The sequence below is a fragment of the Pseudomonas sp. GW821-FHT10B02 genome (genome assembly GCF_059415665.1).
In genome coordinates this window covers 169698-188855 of the sequence record NZ_JBWKNR010000009.1, presented here as the reverse complement: position 1 = coordinate 188855, position 19158 = coordinate 169698, and the positions used below count along the sequence as shown (strand labels likewise).

Annotated in this window: 15 protein-coding genes; 5 read left to right on the top strand and 10 right to left on the bottom strand. The window is 59.6% G+C overall.

Annotated features, from left to right (window positions below; genetic code table 11):
* The first annotated feature begins 56 nt into the window (after positions 1–56).
* Entirely contained in the window at positions 57–1019 is a 963-nt protein-coding gene (gene galE / locus AC07OF_RS15430; protein WP_157192425.1) for a UDP-glucose 4-epimerase GalE, read from the top strand.
* Between the two features lie 153 nt (positions 1020–1172).
* Here the strand turns inward: galE and AC07OF_RS15425 are convergent, their stop codons facing one another.
* The 9 genes from AC07OF_RS15425 to AC07OF_RS15385 all read right to left on the bottom strand — a co-directional run bounded on the left by AC07OF_RS15425 (position 1173) and on the right by AC07OF_RS15385 (position 9275).
* Entirely contained in the window at positions 1173–1979 is an 807-nt protein-coding gene (locus AC07OF_RS15425; protein ID WP_157192424.1) for a CpsD/CapB family tyrosine-protein kinase, read from the bottom strand.
* Between the two features lie 11 nt (positions 1980–1990).
* The gene (locus AC07OF_RS15420) at positions 1991–3553 is read right to left on the bottom strand and encodes a GumC family protein (protein WP_157192423.1); all 1563 of its coding nucleotides are present in this window, start codon (positions 3551–3553) and stop codon (positions 1991–1993) included.
* A gap of 20 nt (positions 3554–3573) precedes the next feature.
* Entirely contained in the window at positions 3574–4692 is a 1119-nt protein-coding gene (locus tag AC07OF_RS15415; protein WP_495073110.1) for a hypothetical protein, read from the bottom strand.
* A 25-nt stretch (positions 4693–4717) separates the two neighbouring features.
* Complete coding sequence (locus AC07OF_RS15410; protein ID WP_157192421.1) at positions 4718–5263, bottom strand: polysaccharide biosynthesis/export family protein; 546 nt, start codon at positions 5261–5263, stop codon at positions 4718–4720.
* Positions 5264–5519: 256 nt separating this feature from the next.
* Positions 5520–5696 carry an EPS-associated small membrane protein EppA gene (gene eppA, locus AC07OF_RS15405; protein WP_167335122.1) on the bottom strand — a complete coding sequence of 59 codons (177 nt, stop codon included), beginning with the start codon at positions 5694–5696 and terminating at the stop codon, positions 5520–5522.
* A 433-nt stretch (positions 5697–6129) separates the two neighbouring features.
* Positions 6130–7245, bottom strand: a complete 1116-nt coding sequence (locus AC07OF_RS15400) for a glycosyltransferase family 61 protein (protein ID WP_495073109.1) — start codon at positions 7243–7245, stop codon at positions 6130–6132.
* A 75-nt stretch (positions 7246–7320) separates the two neighbouring features.
* Positions 7321–8478 (bottom strand): GNAT family N-acetyltransferase, encoded by a 1158-nt coding sequence (locus AC07OF_RS15395; protein ID WP_476447226.1) that lies wholly within the window; start codon positions 8476–8478, stop codon positions 7321–7323.
* 182 nt (positions 8479–8660) lie between these two features.
* Positions 8661–8984, bottom strand: a complete 324-nt coding sequence (locus tag AC07OF_RS15390; protein ID WP_495073108.1) for a DUF3077 domain-containing protein — start codon at positions 8982–8984, stop codon at positions 8661–8663.
* Positions 8985–9044: 60 nt separating this feature from the next.
* On the bottom strand, positions 9045–9275 hold the full coding sequence (locus AC07OF_RS15385; protein WP_476447228.1) for a hypothetical protein: 231 nt from the start codon (positions 9273–9275) through the stop codon (positions 9045–9047).
* Positions 9276–9697: 422 nt separating this feature from the next.
* On the opposite strand from AC07OF_RS15385, the gene AC07OF_RS15380 reads away from it, so the two are divergent.
* Positions 9698–13288 carry a dermonecrotic toxin domain-containing protein gene (locus tag AC07OF_RS15380; protein WP_495073107.1) on the top strand — a complete coding sequence of 1197 codons (3591 nt, stop codon included), beginning with the start codon at positions 9698–9700 and terminating at the stop codon, positions 13286–13288.
* 1 nt (position 13289) lies between these two features.
* Here the strand turns inward: AC07OF_RS15380 and AC07OF_RS15375 are convergent, their stop codons facing one another.
* Complete coding sequence (locus AC07OF_RS15375; RefSeq protein WP_495073106.1) at positions 13290–15530, bottom strand: putative bifunctional diguanylate cyclase/phosphodiesterase; 2241 nt, start codon at positions 15528–15530, stop codon at positions 13290–13292.
* A 139-nt stretch (positions 15531–15669) separates the two neighbouring features.
* On the opposite strand from AC07OF_RS15375, the gene AC07OF_RS15370 reads away from it, so the two are divergent.
* The 3 genes from AC07OF_RS15370 to AC07OF_RS15360 all read left to right on the top strand — a co-directional run bounded on the left by AC07OF_RS15370 (position 15670) and on the right by AC07OF_RS15360 (position 19147).
* A complete protein-coding gene (locus AC07OF_RS15370) occupies positions 15670–17289 on the top strand; it encodes an NADP-dependent glyceraldehyde-3-phosphate dehydrogenase (RefSeq protein ID WP_495073105.1) in 1620 nt (539 codons plus the stop codon).
* A 108-nt stretch (positions 17290–17397) separates the two neighbouring features.
* On the top strand, positions 17398–17865 hold the full coding sequence (locus AC07OF_RS15365; RefSeq protein ID WP_157192413.1) for a VOC family protein: 468 nt from the start codon (positions 17398–17400) through the stop codon (positions 17863–17865).
* A gap of 88 nt (positions 17866–17953) precedes the next feature.
* Entirely contained in the window at positions 17954–19147 is a 1194-nt protein-coding gene (locus AC07OF_RS15360; RefSeq protein ID WP_495073104.1) for a DUF8534 domain-containing protein, read from the top strand.
* Positions 19148–19158: the final 11 nt, after the last annotated feature.

The following is a 19158-nucleotide window of genomic DNA, read 5'->3' as shown; positions in this document are numbered from 1 at the left end:
TCTACAGTCACAAGTGACTGCACCGTTCGCGCACCAACAGATGCCAGGAGGTTTGGATGAAGTTTTTGGTTGTCGGCGGCGCAGGCTATATCGGTTCGCACATGGTCAAGCACCTTTCAGGTGCCGGTCATGACGTGGTCGTCGCCGATAACTCTCCCACCCGGCGCAATGTCAGACGGGTAGAACTGGACATCGCTGACGGTCGAGCCCTCGATACCCTGTTCGCCGAATATCAGTTTGATGCGGTGCTGCACTTCGCCTCTTTTATAGAAGTGGGCGAGTCTGTCACTGACCCTGGCAAGTACTACCAGAACAACGTGGCGGCGACGCTGACACTGCTGCAGGCCATGGTGCGAGCAGGCATCAACCAGCTGATTTTTTCCTCGAGCGCCGCCGTCTATGGCAGCCCGCAGTATGTTCCGATCGACGAAAGTCATCCCAAGGCCGCGATCAATCCCTATGGACGCAGCAAGTGGATGGTGGAACAGATACTCGAGGACTTCGACCGTGCATACGGGCTGAAATCAGTCTGCTTGCGCTACTTCAATGCCGCCGGAGCTGACCCTGACGGAGAGCTGGGCGAATGCCATGAACCAGAAACTCACCTGCTGCCTTTGATCCTGCAGGCCGCTTCAGGGCGGCGCAACGATGTCACTGTCTTTGGTCGCGATTACGAAACACCCGATGGCACCTGTATTCGTGACTATGTCCACGTCGCCGACCTGGTTTCGGCACACTCGCTGGCCGTGGACTATCTAGTGGCGGGCGGCGCAAGTACGGCGTTCAACCTGGGCAATGGCCTGGGATTTTCCGTGCAGCAAGTGATCGATGCCGCCTGCGCCGTGACCGGTCGCCAGATCATCACCCGCGAAGCGCCGCGCCGCGCCGGCGACCCGCCTCGGCTGGTGGCGGATGCCAGCAAGGCCAAGGCTGTGCTGGGCTGGCAGCCGCAATTCGCATCGCTCGAAAAGATCGTGAGCCATGCCTGGCACTGGGAACAGCTGCATCCCTGGCACTAGCAACTGTCCGTTACTCGGCTAACTGTGGGAGCTGGCCTTGCCAGCGATGCAGACGCCGCGCAACACCTGACTCCGCGGCGATCCTATCGCCGGCAAAGCCGGCTCCCACAAAGACAGTTGAACCCAATGGTTGTAGCTTTTACCCGCCCCTGCCTAATAGTAAGAGCGCGGTTGCGGGCCCGCCTTGTTCAATACCGTACCGATCAGATTGGCCGTCGACAGATGGTACATACAGTCTTCGATCTCTTTCTTGTTGTTCGCACCGTTAGCCACCACCAGCAGCACACAGTCGAACTTGGGCAGTACGTTGATGGCGTCGTCGGAACTCAACAAGGGTGGTAAATCGAAAATGCAGATACGCGAATCGTAGCGCTCGCGCAGCTCGCTGATCAGGTTGCTGACCTTGGGGGATGACAGCAGCTCGGTGGAGAGCGGAATGGGCTCGCGTGTCGGCAGCACCACAAAGCGCGGCAATGTCGGGTTGACCATGACTTCTTCCAGCCCGGCCTTGTTGGACAGCAGCTCATTGAGCGACTTTTCCATCGACAGCCCCAGGCTGGCGCCGACTCGGGGCCGACGCAAGTCAAAGTCCACCAGCAACGCCGTCTTGGTGGTGTGATGGGCAATGCTCATTGCCAGGTTGATGGCCAATACCGTCTTGCCTGCTTCCGGTGTTGGCGAGGTAATAGCGAGCGTACGCCAGCCATTCTCTTCCATCGTCTGCAGCACCTGCGTGCGCAGCAGGTCGAACGACGTACTCAGGTTCGAGTTCTTGTTGTAAGCCACAATCCGATGGCGTTCCAGGTGCTCTGCGCGCAACGGCACGACCCTGGTTTGCACATAATCGAACTGACCGGGTACTTCCGGTTGCCCGGCCGGCGGCGAGACGTCCGCTGCCGACGAGGCATCCGGGTTGACCTGATGAATATTCTTTCCAAAAACCGAGGTGATCCTGTCCATCACTGCTTTCCCTATTCAAATCTAGCCATAGCTTTAAATAGCAGAAGATCCAAAGGCATGTAGAACACGTGCACCAACACCAACAGAATAGCCATCAGCACCAGGCCTGCGAGTAACAGCAGCATTCGCCACTTCTTGCGCTGAGCCAGGTCTGCCTGTGTAGGAATGTAGGGAATGGCCACCAGCACGCGCCGGCCCACCACACTCTCCAGGGCCCCTACACCGCGTACGCGCTGATTCAACAATTCCAGGAGCATCACCAGCGCTGCACCACCGGCTGGCGCCAGTACCAGGCCCAGCGCAGCAATTTTCTTGCGGTTAGGTTTCTCCGGTTTCTCCGGCATCATCGGCGGCTCCAGCAGCACAAAGCGTTCGGCTTTGTTCTCCTGTTCCAGGCTTTCGGTAATCTTCGCCCCCATTTCCTTGGCGCGGATTTCCTCGTACTTTTTGCGGGCGTTGTCGTGATCACGCATCAAGGTGACCAGGCCGCGCTCGACTTGCGGCGCTTCAAGAATTTCCGCCTCGTAGCCTTCCATCTTCTTCACCAGTTCGCGCTTTTGCTCGGCCAGTGAAGCAATGCGCTCCTGCGCAGCGCCAATCCGGGTACGGACCCGGGCAACGTCCAGGCTTTCGGTAGACGCCCGAGTGCCACGTACGCCGGAGGCTTCGAGCGCCTGAATCTTGCGTTTGACGGCGACCACATCCGGGTGCGCGTCGGTGTATCGGGTCAGCAGTCTGGTGTACTCGGCCTTGAGGCTGGGCAAGTCCTGAAGCTGATCCGCAGTGGATTTGGCGCCTTCCGCCTTGGAGGTCAGTCCGGCATTGGCAGCAGACAACTCAAGCTCAAGATAACGCAGCTCTTCCTGCGCCGTTTTGTAGTCGCGGTCGACTTCTCTGAACTCCAGTTCCGAACGTGACAACATCCCCATGCGCAACGCCTGATGCTCGGGCAAGGCGTTGGCATGGGTTTGCTTGAAGTCGGCCAACTGGTTTTCCAGACTGGCCAGCTCGGCGCCCAGCTTGTTCGCTTCCTGCGTCAGGAACACGGTGGTTTCGCTGGCACGCTCGGTGCGCTGCTTGATGTTCTCATTGAGAAACAGCGTGACCAGCTCGTTGGCCACCTCTTTGGCAACCTCCGGGCGCTTGTGCTCGAACGATACGTTGAAAGCAACCGTCGCCTCGCCACGCCCTTTGATGAAGGTACTGAGAGTGGCCACAACAATGGAATTGCGCATCAGGTCGATCTTGTCGAACTCGCTGAAGCGCCCGCCCTTGTCGGCAAACAGGTTGTACTTGTCGATGATCCGCAGCAGGTTCTCGCGGGTCATTACCCGCTGGCGAATGACTTCAATACGTTCATCGGCATAACTGTTGTTGTTCGCCGACACCAGCTCCGGAGAAATCTGCTGCGATTCCACCAGAATGGTGCCGGTCGACTGATAGATCGGCGGGACGGTAACCGCGACCACCGCAGTCACCGCAAGAATGACCACGATACTCACCCCCAACAGCAGGGCCCGGTCCTTGATAATGGCTATGTAATCGTTGAGGGACAGCTCGTATTCAGATTTCATAGGGGCCACTCTGCCGAAGTTCAGAGGTCGGGAAATCTATAGGTCAGGGTCATACCAATGATCGTGCCTACAGCATCTGGCAAACCGTCTTGCTGGCGTTCCTTGTACATCAACGATAGGCGCAGATCGCAAAAAGGCGAAAGTTCTCGACTTGCCCAGGCGCCGTAAGTTTGCAACGTGTTTGGCGTTTGCCCTTTACTGTCTTGCCAGGCCGCATCAAGGCCGACACGACTGGTCTCGTTGACCGCGTAGCTCCAGCCACCGCGCACCGAATCGACCTCGGTGAAACCACCCTCGGCGCTGGCGACAGTGCTGCGTTCGGCGTCGAGACTCAAACCGGTTCGCTCCCCCGTGTAATAAAGAGAAAGCCCGCCCTCCCCGCGGCGACCGCCACCGTCGCCGGAGACTTCATTAACGCCCAGGTGCACATCGCCCTGCAGACGCTCGGAGAACTGGTGCTTCAACCCGACTACCGGGGTGTAGCTATTAGAGGCGCTCGCCAGAGTTTCATCATCCGGCTCATAGCGCTTGGCACCCACGCCGGTGTACAGATCAGTACGTTCACTCCAGGCGTAGGTCCAGGTCAGAACAGTCGCAAGCTCTTCATAATCGGTGAGCGTATCGATGTCGTAACTGGCGCTGGAGTACTTGGTTTCGTTGGACAACGTGCTGCGCTCAGTCAGCGCCCGGTTCCAGTTCCCTGTCAGCACGTACAGTTTCTGCGTGCCATCGGTGGTGGTGACCACGCCGGTGTCCTGAACAGCAGAAGACAGTGTCGAACTTTCATTGTATTGCGCCGACAGACCATAACCGCCCGTTTCGGTCTCGCGCTGCCAACCCAGAATCACGTTGGGGTCCTCACGGTTATCGACGACATCCGTGTCAGACGAGCGCAGCACCCGTACCCCGAGACCCAGGCGCAACTGGTCGCGATCGAAGGTGCCGACGAGGCTGTAGTCGGGGGCGATGATCGTACGCGTCACACCCTCCTCCCCAGACGTCAAGAGCAACGGGTTGCTGTCGTATTCGACAGTGGTCGGCAATGCTGCCGAGGACTGCCAGGTGGAGGCTTGGACCATGCCCGAATACGGCAGGATCAAGAATGCTGTGGCTACGCCGGTTGTTCGCAATAGAGGCACTGTAATTCTTATTAGGTCAGGCAAGTTAAGGTACGACCAGCGTATCGCCGGCCTGGAGCTGGATATTAGTGGACATATCGCGCCCGGAAATCAAATCTTTATAGTTCACGGGCAATATTTGTTGGCCACGGACCACCTTGATGGCGCTTCGGTCCGCGAACTTGTCCAGACCACCTGACATGCTCAGTGCCTGCAGTACCGCCGTCGGGCCGGCCATCTGCACCGGACCTGGCTTGATCACCTTACCCTCTACATAGAGCAGATTGCCGGCTGCGTTTTTGACGACAACACTGACGGTTGGATCGGAAATGAATTTTTCAAGTTTGGCAGCGACTTTCTGTTCGACAGCGCTGGCATCGAGCCCGGCAACATCAATGCGCCCTGCCAACGGGAAGGTGATACTGCCATCGGGAAGCACGCTGACCTCCCCTTGCAGTTTTTCATCGCCCCAGACGGAAATGGACACCACGTCGCCGGGATTGAGCAGATAAGGGGAATTTTTTTCGATAGCGTTGCCAGTACCAGACCAGACCACCAGCACGCAGAGCACAGAAGTCATCAAACGTAGCATGAGGATCCCTCCGGCCAAGCGGCCAAATGAGCACTAATTGAGAACAGCACACAAACTCTCGCTCTCTTCGCAACCCTACAACCCGCTGCGCTGGCTTCGATCTTCCGCGAAGCCGGTACCGCGTCCTTCGATCAGTGCGCCCGAAGGCGGCAGACCAATGGAATATAGCAATGGCTTGAGAATAAACAAGCCGTTAGCAGATGCCGCGGCACTGTATTAATACAATAGTATTAATCGTGATACTCATTAACTTCGCCTACACTTTTCGTCTGTTGGCGACGGCAATAAAGCCAATCACTGCAAACGCAAAAAGCCAGCCCGCCGTGCCAATTGGCACAACACTTGTTTTATTAATATAAGAATCGGCAGCCCCCGCCGCACCACTCATAAGCACCAACAGGAAAATCGATTTAATCAACAGTGTCGAGCGCATGATCCCCTCCAGAAAGGCCTGGTATAGAAAAAGAAACCAACAGCGTGCGGCGGGTGAAAGATTCTTGCGTTGTTGAATTGAGCTTATGAGCACAATGACACTACGTCAACGATCCGACACCATAATAAATCTCAATGGGAAGCGTCGTATCGCGTCAAAATGCCGTCAGCGGATTTATTCAGTTTCAGGGCTGTCCGACTGAACGCTCTAGAACGCCATTCTTCAGAGAATGCTGGGGATAACGGGTGTATTGAGGGGCGAAAAAATCACCCGTCGTACTCCCCAAAATTCGCTTGATAAAGGCGACAGGTAACCGACGCCAGCACGATCCTGGCGCCGAATGAGAGAGTGTGTGTTTCAACGCTGAGAAATCAAATACGAATATTTCTGCTTCGTAACCTGACGTATTGCCTCGGGATTCGAGTGTGCGCGGCTATACCGGAAACAGATCCAGCGTGCGCTCAACCTCTTCAATATCGATTTTGAAGCCATCGCCTTCCGGCGTTCCGACCACAAAGCCGAAGTGCTGATTGTCGCGGTCAGTGAGGAACTTGTAGTAGCTGACAAAACGGTTCGGCGGTTGCAGTACCAACAACGCCCCACCCGGCTGCAGTACATTGACACCATGTACCAACTGGCTCCCCTCAACCCCCATCACCACTCTCGCCCCGGCACAGGTCGCGACAATGGTCGGAACATCCGTTCTCAGCGGGTCGAGAATGCGAAACCCGCGGGTTTTGTGCAAATGCTCGGCGATGGCAATTTCATTGCGCAACAAACGCAAGTCACCATCCCCGCCGCGAAGAATGAACACGCCAGGGTGAGAGGCGTAGTTCACGTGCGAGAGCAGTTTTTCCCCCATCGCGCGGTAGCGTAAATGTCGGCTGCGGTTGTTGCTCAAGTCATCGAACAGCACCAGCTCACGAAAAAACGCACTGCGTAAGCGAACCGGCTTCATGCCGAGCCAGTTCTCATAGGCGGGGGCCTGGGAAAAGATCGGAAACCTGGCGGATGGCGCGGTGGTCACCGGTACCCCTTCGTTGCAGGCCAGTGCGTAGGTCACGCAGTCTTCCATCAACCACGTACCAAACCAGGTATTGCCATTTTGCGTGCAGTAAGCAGCCCCACGCTCGATCTCGGTGTCCACAACGATGCGTGGAAGCTTGGTGGGGTTCAGCGACAACCACAGGCTGGCGTTGCCCTTGTACAGGGCTCCATCGATCAGCCAGACGTCCTTTATCAGGTGGCCACGTGTCGGGCCGTGGTCCATGCTCAGGCGCCCGTGCATGGTGCGGGCAGGATGCTCGAAAGGAAAAAAACGCGCCTCCCAGGCGCTGACACGCTCCAACTGGCCGGGCAGAAAAATAGCCGGGGGCGAAACCGTTGTTTCTCCTGGGGCAATATCCCAGCTTTTCGCCGCCACATTTTTCAGGTTGATTTCCGTTTTGCGTGCAAACAGTTTTCTCGCCATGAATTTATAGGCGGAAAGTGAGATTCTTTTTTGTTTTCCAGCGCTCGACGCGCTGAAATTCGAAAGATTACTTTCCATGAAGATCACTCCCCTCAAGGCACGGTCAATCGACAGGCGCACAGCGCCCGCGTTGACCTCGACCCTGAATATTGCTTAGTTGGAAGGAATCCGTTCCATCAATGGCGGGGACTGCAAGTTGGCGTAACGACTTCGCAGCGTTTCCACAAACAGCTCACCCGAACTTTTACCACCGTATAGATAAATCTTGTGCAATCCGCCAAACACCATTTCATGATAACGATTGGCAACTTCATCATCACTTGCGCCGTCCGGTAAACCCAGGTGAAGCGTTAACTTGTCACCTTCAACAGCAAATAGCGGCGTGTCCCACAAGAACTTGGCCGTGCCTGTCTTTGGCAACCGTACAAACATATAAGCGTGATTACCCAACGAATCGATATCGCCGCCGCGCCGCCGTTTCCACTTCAACAGCCCGTCATCCGGGCGCGCCAGACAAAGGCCTATGTCGTAATAGTCAAAACCATTTTCCACGGCCCACTCCAGGGCCATGTAAGTGTTGATCGAGTTGGCTTCTTTGAGTTTTTTCGCATCTGAAAAAACCGCTTCGCAATAGCCAAAACGCAACGTGCTCCAGTAACGTTTTGTGCCCCGTGTGATTTCGCAGCCAAGGTGACAGCCAACTACTTCGTCCCCCTGCATGATCAGGTCGAGCCGGCCGACGGTCTTGGCCAGGCGAAACACGGTCTCGGTGGAAAACTGTGCCGCATGCTCACCTTGCCTGGCCGTGGCATAGGCGCGCAGCAGGTGTTTGTCGGCCATCGCAATCTCTTCATCCGACAGCGCCTGTTTCATCCAGTACAGCGGTCGGTGCTTGCGGATGCTTCGACGCAACTCGCTGTCGTAGCGGGCGGTGATCTCTTCCAGGGAGCGCCCCAGCAGCGGCACCACAGCACTCAAATAATGAGGAACACTCAAGGCCCCGGAGGTCGGCATCTCACTGACCACCACCACATGACTCGATGCGGCCGGTACCGCCTGATCGGGCGCCACGGGCGAATCCCTCAGCGACTTCCCGCCGATGAGCACCTTGGCCACATCCCGGTACTGCTTGCGGCCGACATACAGAATTTCGAACGGGCTTTCCTGCTGCAGCCGAAACCTTGCGATCTCCCAGCGCCAGAAGCACGCGCGCCCGAGGATATCGTGCAACTTGTTCAACGCAGTTCTAATCTCATAACGCATCGCCGGTGATACATGCTTTCGGACAACCGCCACCAAATTCGCTTTCATTTCTTCGTCCTGTGAATTGTTGCCTGGTGGCAGATCAGTAAAGCATCAAGTAGCACCCGAATAGATATTCTTGAACGACATGAGCCCTATGGCGAACGATTTGACTTGTTCACATTCAGTAACAATTAAAGGTGCTGGGTAGCGACTTTGCAAGCCGAATACTTCGGGACGGCGCACGTATTTTATGACGCCAATTTTCCTTCGGAATCGAGCGCCCCTGCCGCCATAACATGGGCCACATCCTCGACCAGCGCCTTGGCCATCCCGCTCAGGTAATGTGCCGCCCACACCAGCGTGTAGTCCTGATCGACCGCGGCTTGCAAGGTGAGCTTGTGGACGCAACTCATCAGCACGGAGGATTGTTCCAGTGCATAGTCCAGATCATGACCTGCAGTGGTGCGGAACAAGCGGTCCTCGATTCGCCCGCCGATGCCTTCGCCGAAACTGCCGATGCCACAGGTTTCGAGCAGCCCGCTGTTGTCTTTCGATTTTTTACTGTCTGTCATCACCACGTCCTCATACCCGCCCCACGTGTGGGAGCGGGCTTGCCCCGCGAAGGTTTCAACTCAATGGCGCAACTGCACCTTGCTCAGCGCCAGCTCGACCAGGCTGCGGGCGCTATCGATTTCATGCATGGTCGCCAGCGTCAGCACCTGCCCGGGCGGTTGTGGGTGCAGCAGTACCGTCTGCTGGGCCACGGTCAGCGCGCAGACGAGATACTCCGAGATCTGCACGAGGAGGTCTTCAAGGGAATGGTCATGGGGATGGAGGGGTGGATCGGGGACGATCTTGAGCATATACACCTCGGAAGTCAGTGGTACTGCTACAGACCTGCTGTCAAACAGGAGGGTGGCAGCTGTACGCGGGTTGACAGACCGAGGACTCCCGAACTCGGCGCACACGAGGTGCCCCACGTACAACCGCCATAAAGCGTGCACGTGTCGGGAGAAGTTTTCAGCCTGTCAAAGCCGGTCGTTGAGTGCCAACGACCGGCAGAGACTAGGCTGCACTCCAGAGCAGTGCAACGGCTCAAAGGCGCTGCAAGTATCTTTGGGAAATGGACTACAAGGAAGAGGGATAATCTGAAAAGGTGCTGGATAAATCATTGGCCCTCTATCGCGGGGCAAGCCCGCTCCCACAGGGTCATTAACAACTATTTACCACCTCGCCCGCCCTCGCCTCCCGCTTCCTGAGTGCCCCTTGAACAGGAGCACCGCAGATGCCATCCATAGACCTGGAAAACCCGCACCAACAACTGATCGAGCGCCAGCTTCCGGCCTGGAGTCAACACGCCTCTCCCGAGCAGTGGCAAACCTTGCACGAAACCCTGCTGCCCGCCCAAGGTCTGCCCGGCGAAGAGGCCGACTGGTTCGCCAATGCCGCACCCGATCTGCGCGAGGCCGTTCAAGCCAGCCAGGCACGCCTTGCGCACTCACAAAAAAACCTGGCCCGCGCACTGAAGGGCTTGAAGAACATTGCAGAATTCGCCGAACCTCTGCTGGCGCAAGCGCTGGCAACCCACCACCAATTGTCGGTCCCGTTACGCAGCAGCGAACTGATCCACATCCATCACCTGTTTACCTGGCAAACCTACGTCAGCCAGCACGAACGCCGAAGCCTGCTCGAAGCCGCCCTGCACAACTTCGAAGACGCGATCGAGTTCAGCCGCGAAAGCGCGCTGGTCCTGGCTGGTGATGTGCAGGTTGAAAAGACCGTGGTGATTGGCAAGACCACACTGGGTGACAGCGAAACACTGGTCGACATCGAGCTGGAATCCGAGGCCTACGCGATCAAGCCATTAAGTCTGTCCCCGGAGGATTTTTCCCGTACCTGCCGATCCCTGGACCTCGGTCAGCGCTACCAGGCACACCTGGCATCCGTCTTCGCCCCCGCGCAGGTCGCTACGCTGGCGATCAGGGTTCACCAGGATCGTCTGCGCCTGGCTGCGGAGCTCGCCTTCCTCCGCCACCATGTGAACGGCAAGGCACTGGACAAGGTGCAGGCATTGCTCGACGAAGGCACGACACTGACCTGCAGCCAGCTGAGCCTGTTCGGTATCGACTTGCATGAGGTGCTGATCCTCGACCTGGGCGAAACGGGCCTGCTGCTGCACTTATCGGGCCACGGTATTTCGTTGCGCCAGTTCGCGAACCTGTCCGCATTGCATGACCATTTGCGCGATGACCTGCGGCAGGCGGACTTCCGCCAACGCTTCCTGGCCTACGTCCCGCGCGATCAGCAGCAAACGTTCCTCAGCCGTGTGCGACAGAACCTTGATGCCAACGGTGACGCGTCGCTGTACCTGGAGTCGGTCGCCATCGAAGGTGAACTGTTCAGCTTCCTGCACCAGGACCATGTCGCCCGGCTGAAAACCGAGGCCCGTCAGCTCGCGGTGCCGACCGCCGATGCCGACGAGCAGGCGCGCAAACGGCGTCAGGCACTGTACGAGAGCCTTGGTCTGAATGCTTTGATGGTGGCCGGTCTGTTCGTTCCCGGTGTCGGCACGCTAATGACGGCGGTGATGGTCTGTCAGTTGCTCGACGAGGTGTATGAGGGTTACCAGGCCTGGAGCGTCGGTGATCGTCAGTTGGCGCTGCGCCACCTGGAAGCGGTCGGGTTGAACCTGGCACTGATCGGCGGGCTGCATGTGGCCGGCAAGATGGTGCCAAAACTGTTCAACAGCCCGCTGATGGAAAGTCTCGAACCGGTTCGCAGCGCCGCAGGTACGCAGCGCCTGTGGCGTCCCGAGCTTGTTTCCTATGCCAGTGACGTTGTGCTGCCCGAACAGCTGCAAGCCAACAGCGCCGGGCAGTTCGAGCACCAAGGCCGCCGCTTTATCCGCTTCGACGGCCGCGTCTTTGAGCAGCGCCTGGACCCTGCCCTGGAGCGCTGGCGCATCGTTAACCCCAGCGACCCGCAGGCCTATCAGCCGCTGCTGGAACACAACGGCGAAGGCGCCTGGCGCGCAGAACACGAGCAACCCCATGCCTGGTCCGGCGCGCGCCTGGTACGACGGCTGAGCCCGAACTATCAGGGATTGGCCGATGCCGATCTGCTCAAGGCGCTGCAGGTCAGCGGCACGAGCGAGGAACACGTGCTGCAGATCCACCTCGGCAATCAGCCCATCCCCGAGCCGCTGGCCTATACCCTTGAAAGTCTGCGCACCGAGGGCCCGTTATCAGCAACGCTTGAGCAACTGGCCAGCGACCTGCCGCTGACCCGCGCCGCCCTGGGGTTATGGCTGCCGCGGCTGGTCAGTAACGACAGCGAACGACTGTTGCTGGTGTGCCTGAAGCGCCTGCCCGGCTGGTCGCCAGAGCTGCGTCTGGAGATTCGCGCCGGCAGCCCGCACGGTGCAGTGCTGCACGCCATCGGCGAGGTGCAGGCGAGCGAGCGGGTGGTGGTGGTTAAATCGCTTGATGGTTACGAGGCCTATCTTGGTGAGCGCCCTGCTCCCGGGGTGATCGACCATGACCTGTGTCGCGCGGTCGAGGCGGCACTGCCCAGCCAGAAGCGACTGGCCATGGGACTTGCGAGCAATGGTGGAGAAGCCTTGCGCGAGCGCGTATTGACGATGGTTGCCAGCGACCGCGACGCACTGATTCGAAGCCTGTGGGGGTATCAGCCAAGCCGTTGGGGCGAAGGGATGTTGCGCGGCGGCGAAGCGCCCCGGGGTTACTCGCGGCAGTTCCTGCACACGTCGGTGGCGGTGCGCTATCGGCGGCTGTTTCCCAGCACCTCCGATCTGCACATTCAGGCGGTCATCCAGAACTGGCGGAATCGGGGCCTGTCGCCGACGCTCGAACTGGATCGACTGGAAGATCGACTGCAGGAACTGCGCCGTGACCTGGTCGACTGGGCAGTGCCGGTACCGAACCGGCGGCGAGCCTTCCAACGCATAGAGAATGCCTGGCGGCGTAACGCCGGGCAGACGCTGATGAACGGCAATGCCCTGCATACCCTGGACCTCTCGGCCCTGGATCTGAATGACCAGGACCTTATCACGCTGGCGCTGCCCAATGACTTCACCCATATCGGCGAACTGGACCTTTCCGGCAACCCGGGTGTGACGACCTTGCCGGCAGAACTGTATGAGCGCTTCCCCGCCCTGGAGCGCCTGCGGTTGACCCGCTGTGGCGTCAACCAGATGCCCCGCGTGGGCATGCCACAGGCGCTGGCATGGCTGGACCTGGAGCACAATCCACTGGTCTGGGACGCCACTGCCCAGGCTAGGCTCGACAGCCTCGTCAACCTGCGCGTACTCGACCTCTCGCATTGCCCGCTGGGCCGCGCTCCGGATTTCACCGCGCTACCCCATCTGCGTACCGTGTTCCTGACCCGCTGCGGACTGAGCGAATTGCCCAACGGTTTGCAGGGGCTGGTCGACCCCCTGCTGCTGGATTTCGCCTACAACCCGCTGGTAAACCTGCCGGCGGTAGAAGCCATTCCACACCCTGTTGCGCGGGCATTGCGACTGGAGGGCAACGCCTTGGGTGCACAGGTCTGGGCGCAAATCGACAGCTACTACCAGGCCACCGGTATAGATTTATTGATTCCGGAGGTTGACTACGAGGAGCTGCTCGGCGGCGCCAGTGCGGACCAGCTGGGCATCTGGGAGCGCCTACCACTGCAGTATCGCCGTGACCTGCGAGCACTGGTCGAGAGCAACTGGTACCGCGACACCCTGCCCGACTCGCATGCCGAAACCTGGCGACGTCTTACGCGCATGGACCAGGATCAGTACTACCGCAGGCGCATGCTGGCGCTGCCTGCAGAACGGCTGCTGGACCTGGAGATTGAACACCGCTGACTCAATCAATCACCAGGTGCTGGCGCATCTGACGATCAGCCAGCCAGGTCTGTAACGCCTGCGCTGGCATCGGCCGCGCCATCAGGAAACCCTGGCCCTGGTCACAGCCGGCATTGCGCAGGAAGTCATACTGAGCCTGGGTCTCGATGCCTTCGGCGGTGATGTGAAAGCCCAGGGCATGGCCCAGGTCGATGATCGCCCGGGTAATCGCCACCGCGTCATCATCAGCGGGCAAATCCTTGATGAAGGCGCGGTCGATCTTCAGGTGATCGATGGGCAGCGACTTGAGGTAGGCCAGCGACGAGTAACCGGTGCCGAAGTCATCCACCGCGGTTGCCACCCCCATGGCCTGCAGCTGGGCCAATGCCGCACAGGCCTGCTGCTGGCTTTCCATCAACAGGCTTTCGGTGATTTCCACTTCCAGCAGGGTCGGCGGCAGGTCATAACGTTTCAGGCTGCGCGACAGGCTGGCGACGTAGTCACTGCGCTCGATCTGCAAGGCTGCAACGTTAATCGCCAGCGGGCCCGGCAGGCAGTCGGCAGCGCGCCAGGCGGCGATCTGCTGGCAGGCAAGCTCAAGCACCTTTTCCCCCAGGGGAATGATCAGACCGGTGCGCTCGGCCAGCGGAATGAACTGTGCAGGCGATACCAGGCCATAATCAGGATCGCGCCAGCGCAGCAACGCTTCGGCGCCTTCGACACGGCCACTGAACAGGTCGATCTTCGGTTGGTACCAAAGCTCGAATTCATTGTTCTGCAACGCCCGGCGCAGGTTGCGTTCCAGGCACAGACGCTCCTGCAGGCGCTCGGTCATGTCCGGGTGATACAGCCGCCAGGCATTGCGCCCGCTCTCCTTGGCGGCATACATGGCAGTGTCGGCATGGCGCAGCAGACGGTCGCTGCTCTGGCCGTGTTCAGGGTGCCAGGCAAGACCGATGCTACCGGTGACCAAGGCCGCGTTGCCATTGAGGTCGAAGGGTAGCTGCAGGGTTTGCAGCAGGCCTTGAACCCGGTCAATACAGGCGTGCTCAGCGCCAACCAACAGGAACGCGAATTCATCCCCGCCCAGGCGGCAAAGGCCATCCTGATCATCGATCACTTGCACGAAGCGTGCGGTGGCCTGTTGCAGCAACAGGTCGCCCATGGGATGCCCGAGGCTATCGTTGACCTGCTTGAATCCGTCGATATCCAGAACCAGTACGGCCAGGCGCTGCTCAGCGTTGATCGCCTCTTGCAGGCGCTGGTTGAACAACACCCGGTTAGGCAGACCAGTGATCACGTCATAATGGGCCAGGCGCTCCAGCTGCGCCTGGGACTGTTTGAGTTCGCGGTTGCGCAGGTTGATCAGGTGGTTGCTGCGGTTGAGCTGGGCGACAAAGACACTGAAAAGCCCGGTACAGGTCAATGCAAACAGGAACAGGGGTGAGGCAAACAGGCTCATGGACGGCCAGCCACCCAAGGGGCTCGCCGCCAGTTGCCACAGCCCGCCGGGCACATCGACATTGACCGTTACCGCATGCTCTTCAAACAGCTTGGGGTTACCCCAGATCATCGCACCCGCCGAGCCCTGGCCATCGGCGCCGCGCAGGGCCAGCTCAAAGCCCGGGTCAAGGTCCAGCCCTGCGGCACTGAGCAAGCGGTCAATGTCTGCCACGATCGAGACATTGCCCCAATACAGCTTGACGCCCTTATGCCCCTTGAGAAAAACCGGGCGCCGGTAGATCAGCCCGCGACCGCCCTGGTACAGCTGCACGGGCCCTGCCAGCACCGGGCTGTAGTGGTCGCGCGCGCGTTGCAGCATCGGGTACTGGTCCGGCAGGTGACGGTAGTCGACGCCGATGATGCTCTGGTTGCCCTTGATCGGATAGACATCGTCAATCACATCGCCCGGCGCCACCGAGATATGGCGGATATGCGGTACCGAGGCAATGGCCTGGCGTGCCATGTCATGAAAGTGCTCGGGGCTGATCTGGCCATCGGCGCTGATCAGCTGGGCAATGCCTTCGGTTTCGCCAAAGGCCGAGCGCAATTGCGCCTCCAGGGCGGCGCGCACCCCGGACAGACGTGCGCCGGCGTTGGCCACCAGTTCGCTTTCCTGACGCTGCACGTCCAGACGGCCAAGCGCCACCGACAGACCGATGCCGATCAGCGCAAAGCCGATCGGCAGCAAGCGATTGAGGGTGGTGCCCAGGGTCGCGGGCAGGACCAGTTTGTCATCAAGGGCGAGGATTCTTGTGCTCATAGGTCCGTTGTTCGCGTCGGCATACCGCTTTATCGGCGTGTCGGGCGCAATGTTGAGTGAGGCTGGCTTTTTTTAGCGCGCTGGCGTTATGCTCGAACTGAAACGTTTCACCCATCATAGAAAAAGAGGTGCTGCGCCCATGGACCGTCTGCTCGATTCGCTGTTTCCCACCGCCAACGAGATCCCCGAGGCGTATCGCCTGGGTGAACCGCTGGTGCAACGCGAGTACCTGGTCAACGGCCAGTTGCAGCGCTGGGACGGGCCGCTGGCCACCGTGCGCAGCCCGGTATGGCTCAAGGAAGGTGATCAAGAGCGCCAGGTGATCCTCGGCAACACGCCACTGCTCGATGCCGACACCGCCCTCACCGCCCTGGACGCCGCCGTGCACGCCTACGACAAAGGCCGCGGTGCCTGGCCGACCCTGCGTGTGGCTGAACGTATCCAGCACGTCGAGACCTTCCTGGGCAAAATGCGCGCGCAGCGTGAGGCAGTGGTCAAGCTGCTGATGTGGGAGATCGGCAAAAACCTCAAGGACTCGGAAAAAGAGTTCGACCGCACCTGCGACTACATCGTCGACACCATCAATGCCCTAAAAGAGCTGGACCGCCGCTCCAGCCGCTTCGAACTGGAACAGGACACCCTCGGCCAGATCCGTCGCGCGCCGCTGGGCGTGGCACTGTGCATGGGCCCCTACAACTACCCGCTGAACGAAACCTTCACCACCCTGATTCCAGCGCTGATCATGGGTAACACCGTGGTGTTCAAACCGGCCAAGTTCGGCGTGCTGCTGATTCGCCCGCTGCTCGAAGCCTTCCGCGACAGCTTCCCGGCGGGGGTGATCAACGTTATCTATGGGCGCGGCCGCGAGACCGTCAGCGCGCTGATGGCCAGTGGCAAGATCGATGTGTTTGCCTTCATCGGCACCAACAAGGCGGCCAGCGACCTGAAAAAGCTCCACCCACGCCCGCATCGCCTGCGCGCCGCTCTGGGCCTGGATGCGAAGAACCCGGGGATCGTGCTGCCCGAGGTCGATCTGGACAATGCCGTCAACGAGGCCGTTACCGGCGCCCTGTCGTTCAACGGCCAGCGCTGCACGGCGCTGAAGATCCTCTTCGTCCATGAGCAGGTGGTCGACAGCTTCCTCGACAAGTTCCAGCGCAAGCTGGCCGCGCTCAAGCCAGGCATGCCCTGGGAACCTGGCGTAGCCCTGACGCCGCTGCCCGAGGCGGGCAAGATCGACTACCTCAACGGCCTGGTGGCCGATGCCGTCGAAAAAGGCGCGCAGGTCATCAACCCAGGAGGCGGCAGCAGCCGTGGCTCGTTTTTCTACCCGGCGCTGCTGTACCCGGTGAATGCCGGGATGCGCGTGTACCAGGAAGAACAGTTCGGCCCGGTGGTGCCGGTGGTGCCCTATCGCGACCTGCAGAGCGTGATCGACTATGTGCTCGACTCCGACTTCGGCCAGCAGTTGAGCATCTTCGGCACCAATCCGGCTGAAGTCGGGCGCCTGGTCGACACCTTCGCCAACCAGGTCGGACGGATCAACCTCAACGCCCAGTGCCAGCGTGGCCCGGACACTTACCCGTTCAACGGCCGCAAGAACTCTGCCGAAGGCACCTTGTCGGTACACGATGCGCTGCGCGTGTTCTCGATCCGCACACTGGTGGCGACCAAGTTCCAGGAGAGCAACAAGCAGCTGATCAGCGACATCATCCGTAATCGTGATTCCAGCTTCCTGACCACCGATTACATTTTCTGATTGCCGTCCGTCCAGCGCCGCAGGTTTTGATTTGCCCAATCGCCGAAACTGTACAAACATACAGTTTCGCGCCATCCACCCTGCGGCGCGCTAAGGAGGATTCATAAAATGGCCGTCAAACCAATCCCCGAAGGACAACACACCATCACCCCTTACCTGGGCATCAAGGATGCCGGCAAGGCCATCGACTTCTACAAAGCCGCGTTCGGCGCGGTCGAGATGTTCCGCCTGGACAGCCCGGATGGCCGGGTCGGGCATGCGGAGCTGAAGATTGGCGATTCGTCGCTGATGCTCGCCGACCCTTGCGACATGGAGGGTGGCCTGGTCAGCAGCCAGTCGCTCGGTGGCGCAGCGATTGGCCTGCACCTGTATGTCGATGATGTCGATGCGCGCTTTGCCCAGGCCCTCAAGGCCGGTGCTACCCAGGTCAGGGCCGTGGAAAACCAGTTCTACGGTGACCGCAGCGGCACCTTGAAAGACCCGTTCGGCAATCTCTGGTTCGTCTCGTCCCACGTTGAGGACGTCTCGGTGGAAGAAATCCGCGCCCGCGCCGCCAAGCTGTTCGGCGGACAGTAATTCCGGTGGTTCCCGGCTGGCGAGCCATGGCCGTCAGCCGGGCTTTGCATTAAGGTGGCGGGCACAGGAAGGCTGGCCAGGATTGCTCATGAGAATCATCGAAAAAAACACTGCGCTGGTGCGCACGCTTACCCCTGCCGAAGATGAGCTGCTGCATGGTTTTGTCCAGGGCAACCTGGCCGGCCCGCGTCTGCTGCAGGCCAATCAGCTGTTGCTCAAGATCCGCGCCGCCGGGCACTGGCTGGCCTGTGACTGCCAACCGCGGGCAATGCCGATTCTCAACGTCAATCTCAACGGCAATACCGGCACCCTGTTTCTCAAGAACAACCCAGGCACCGCCGAGCATGCCCGCGACTGCGCGTTCATCAAGGATGAGCGCGAGGCTGCTCGCCCAGAGGATGCTGAGGTAATCCCAGCCGCCTGGTTACCCCCCGACACGCCCTTGCGCCTGATCGGCGATTTTCGCCGTCCCGCCCCTGGTAGCGCTGGCGAGGCTGGCAATGGTGGTGACAAGCGCGAGCAACACCGGCTGCTGTCCTTGCTGCTGACGCTGATCGAGGCCGGTGGCCTGAACGTCTATGCCAGCCACCTGAAAAAAGACCTCAGCGGACAATTTGCCGAGCTGCGCAGCGTCGCCAGCCGTTACCCCTTGATCGAGCGGGTGCCGGCCAGCAACTACCTGGAAACCCGCCTGGACATGAAGCACATGATGATGCTCAAGGCACGCCTGCGCGACTCCAGCGCCTTTGGCAATCATCGTCGCTACGGCTTGATGCTCGACTGCGTCAGCCAGATCAAGGCACGCAAGGTGTACAACGAACGCAGCGAAGACGGCTTCGACTTTCAGGGGCATCACCTGTTGTGGGGCGGCAGCAAGACCGCGGGGCCGCTGCTGGCCCTGGCCATCTACTCACCGGCCAGTGCGGGCAGCCATTTTTACGAACTGATTCATGTCGCCAGCGTCCCGGTGCTGTCGCGTGGGCAGCTGTTTCCGGTGTATCGCGATGAAGAGCGCGAGCCGTTGAAGATGCTCATCTCCTTGATCGACTGGATGGCCAGCAAGGGCGTCAGGGTGATCATGCGCCGCCCGGTGATTGGTGGTCAGGGCATGGATGCATTGGTGCTCAGCTCCGATCAGGACCGGGTGCTATCGGTATCGCTGACCGAACAACCGCTGGGGCCGGAGCCTGAAGGCGAAACGTTCAAGCGCTATGCCGACTTCAAGAGCCTGGATACCTTTCGCAAGTATGTTGCGGGCTTCTTCATGCGTGGGCGTGAGTAATCGCGGGGCAA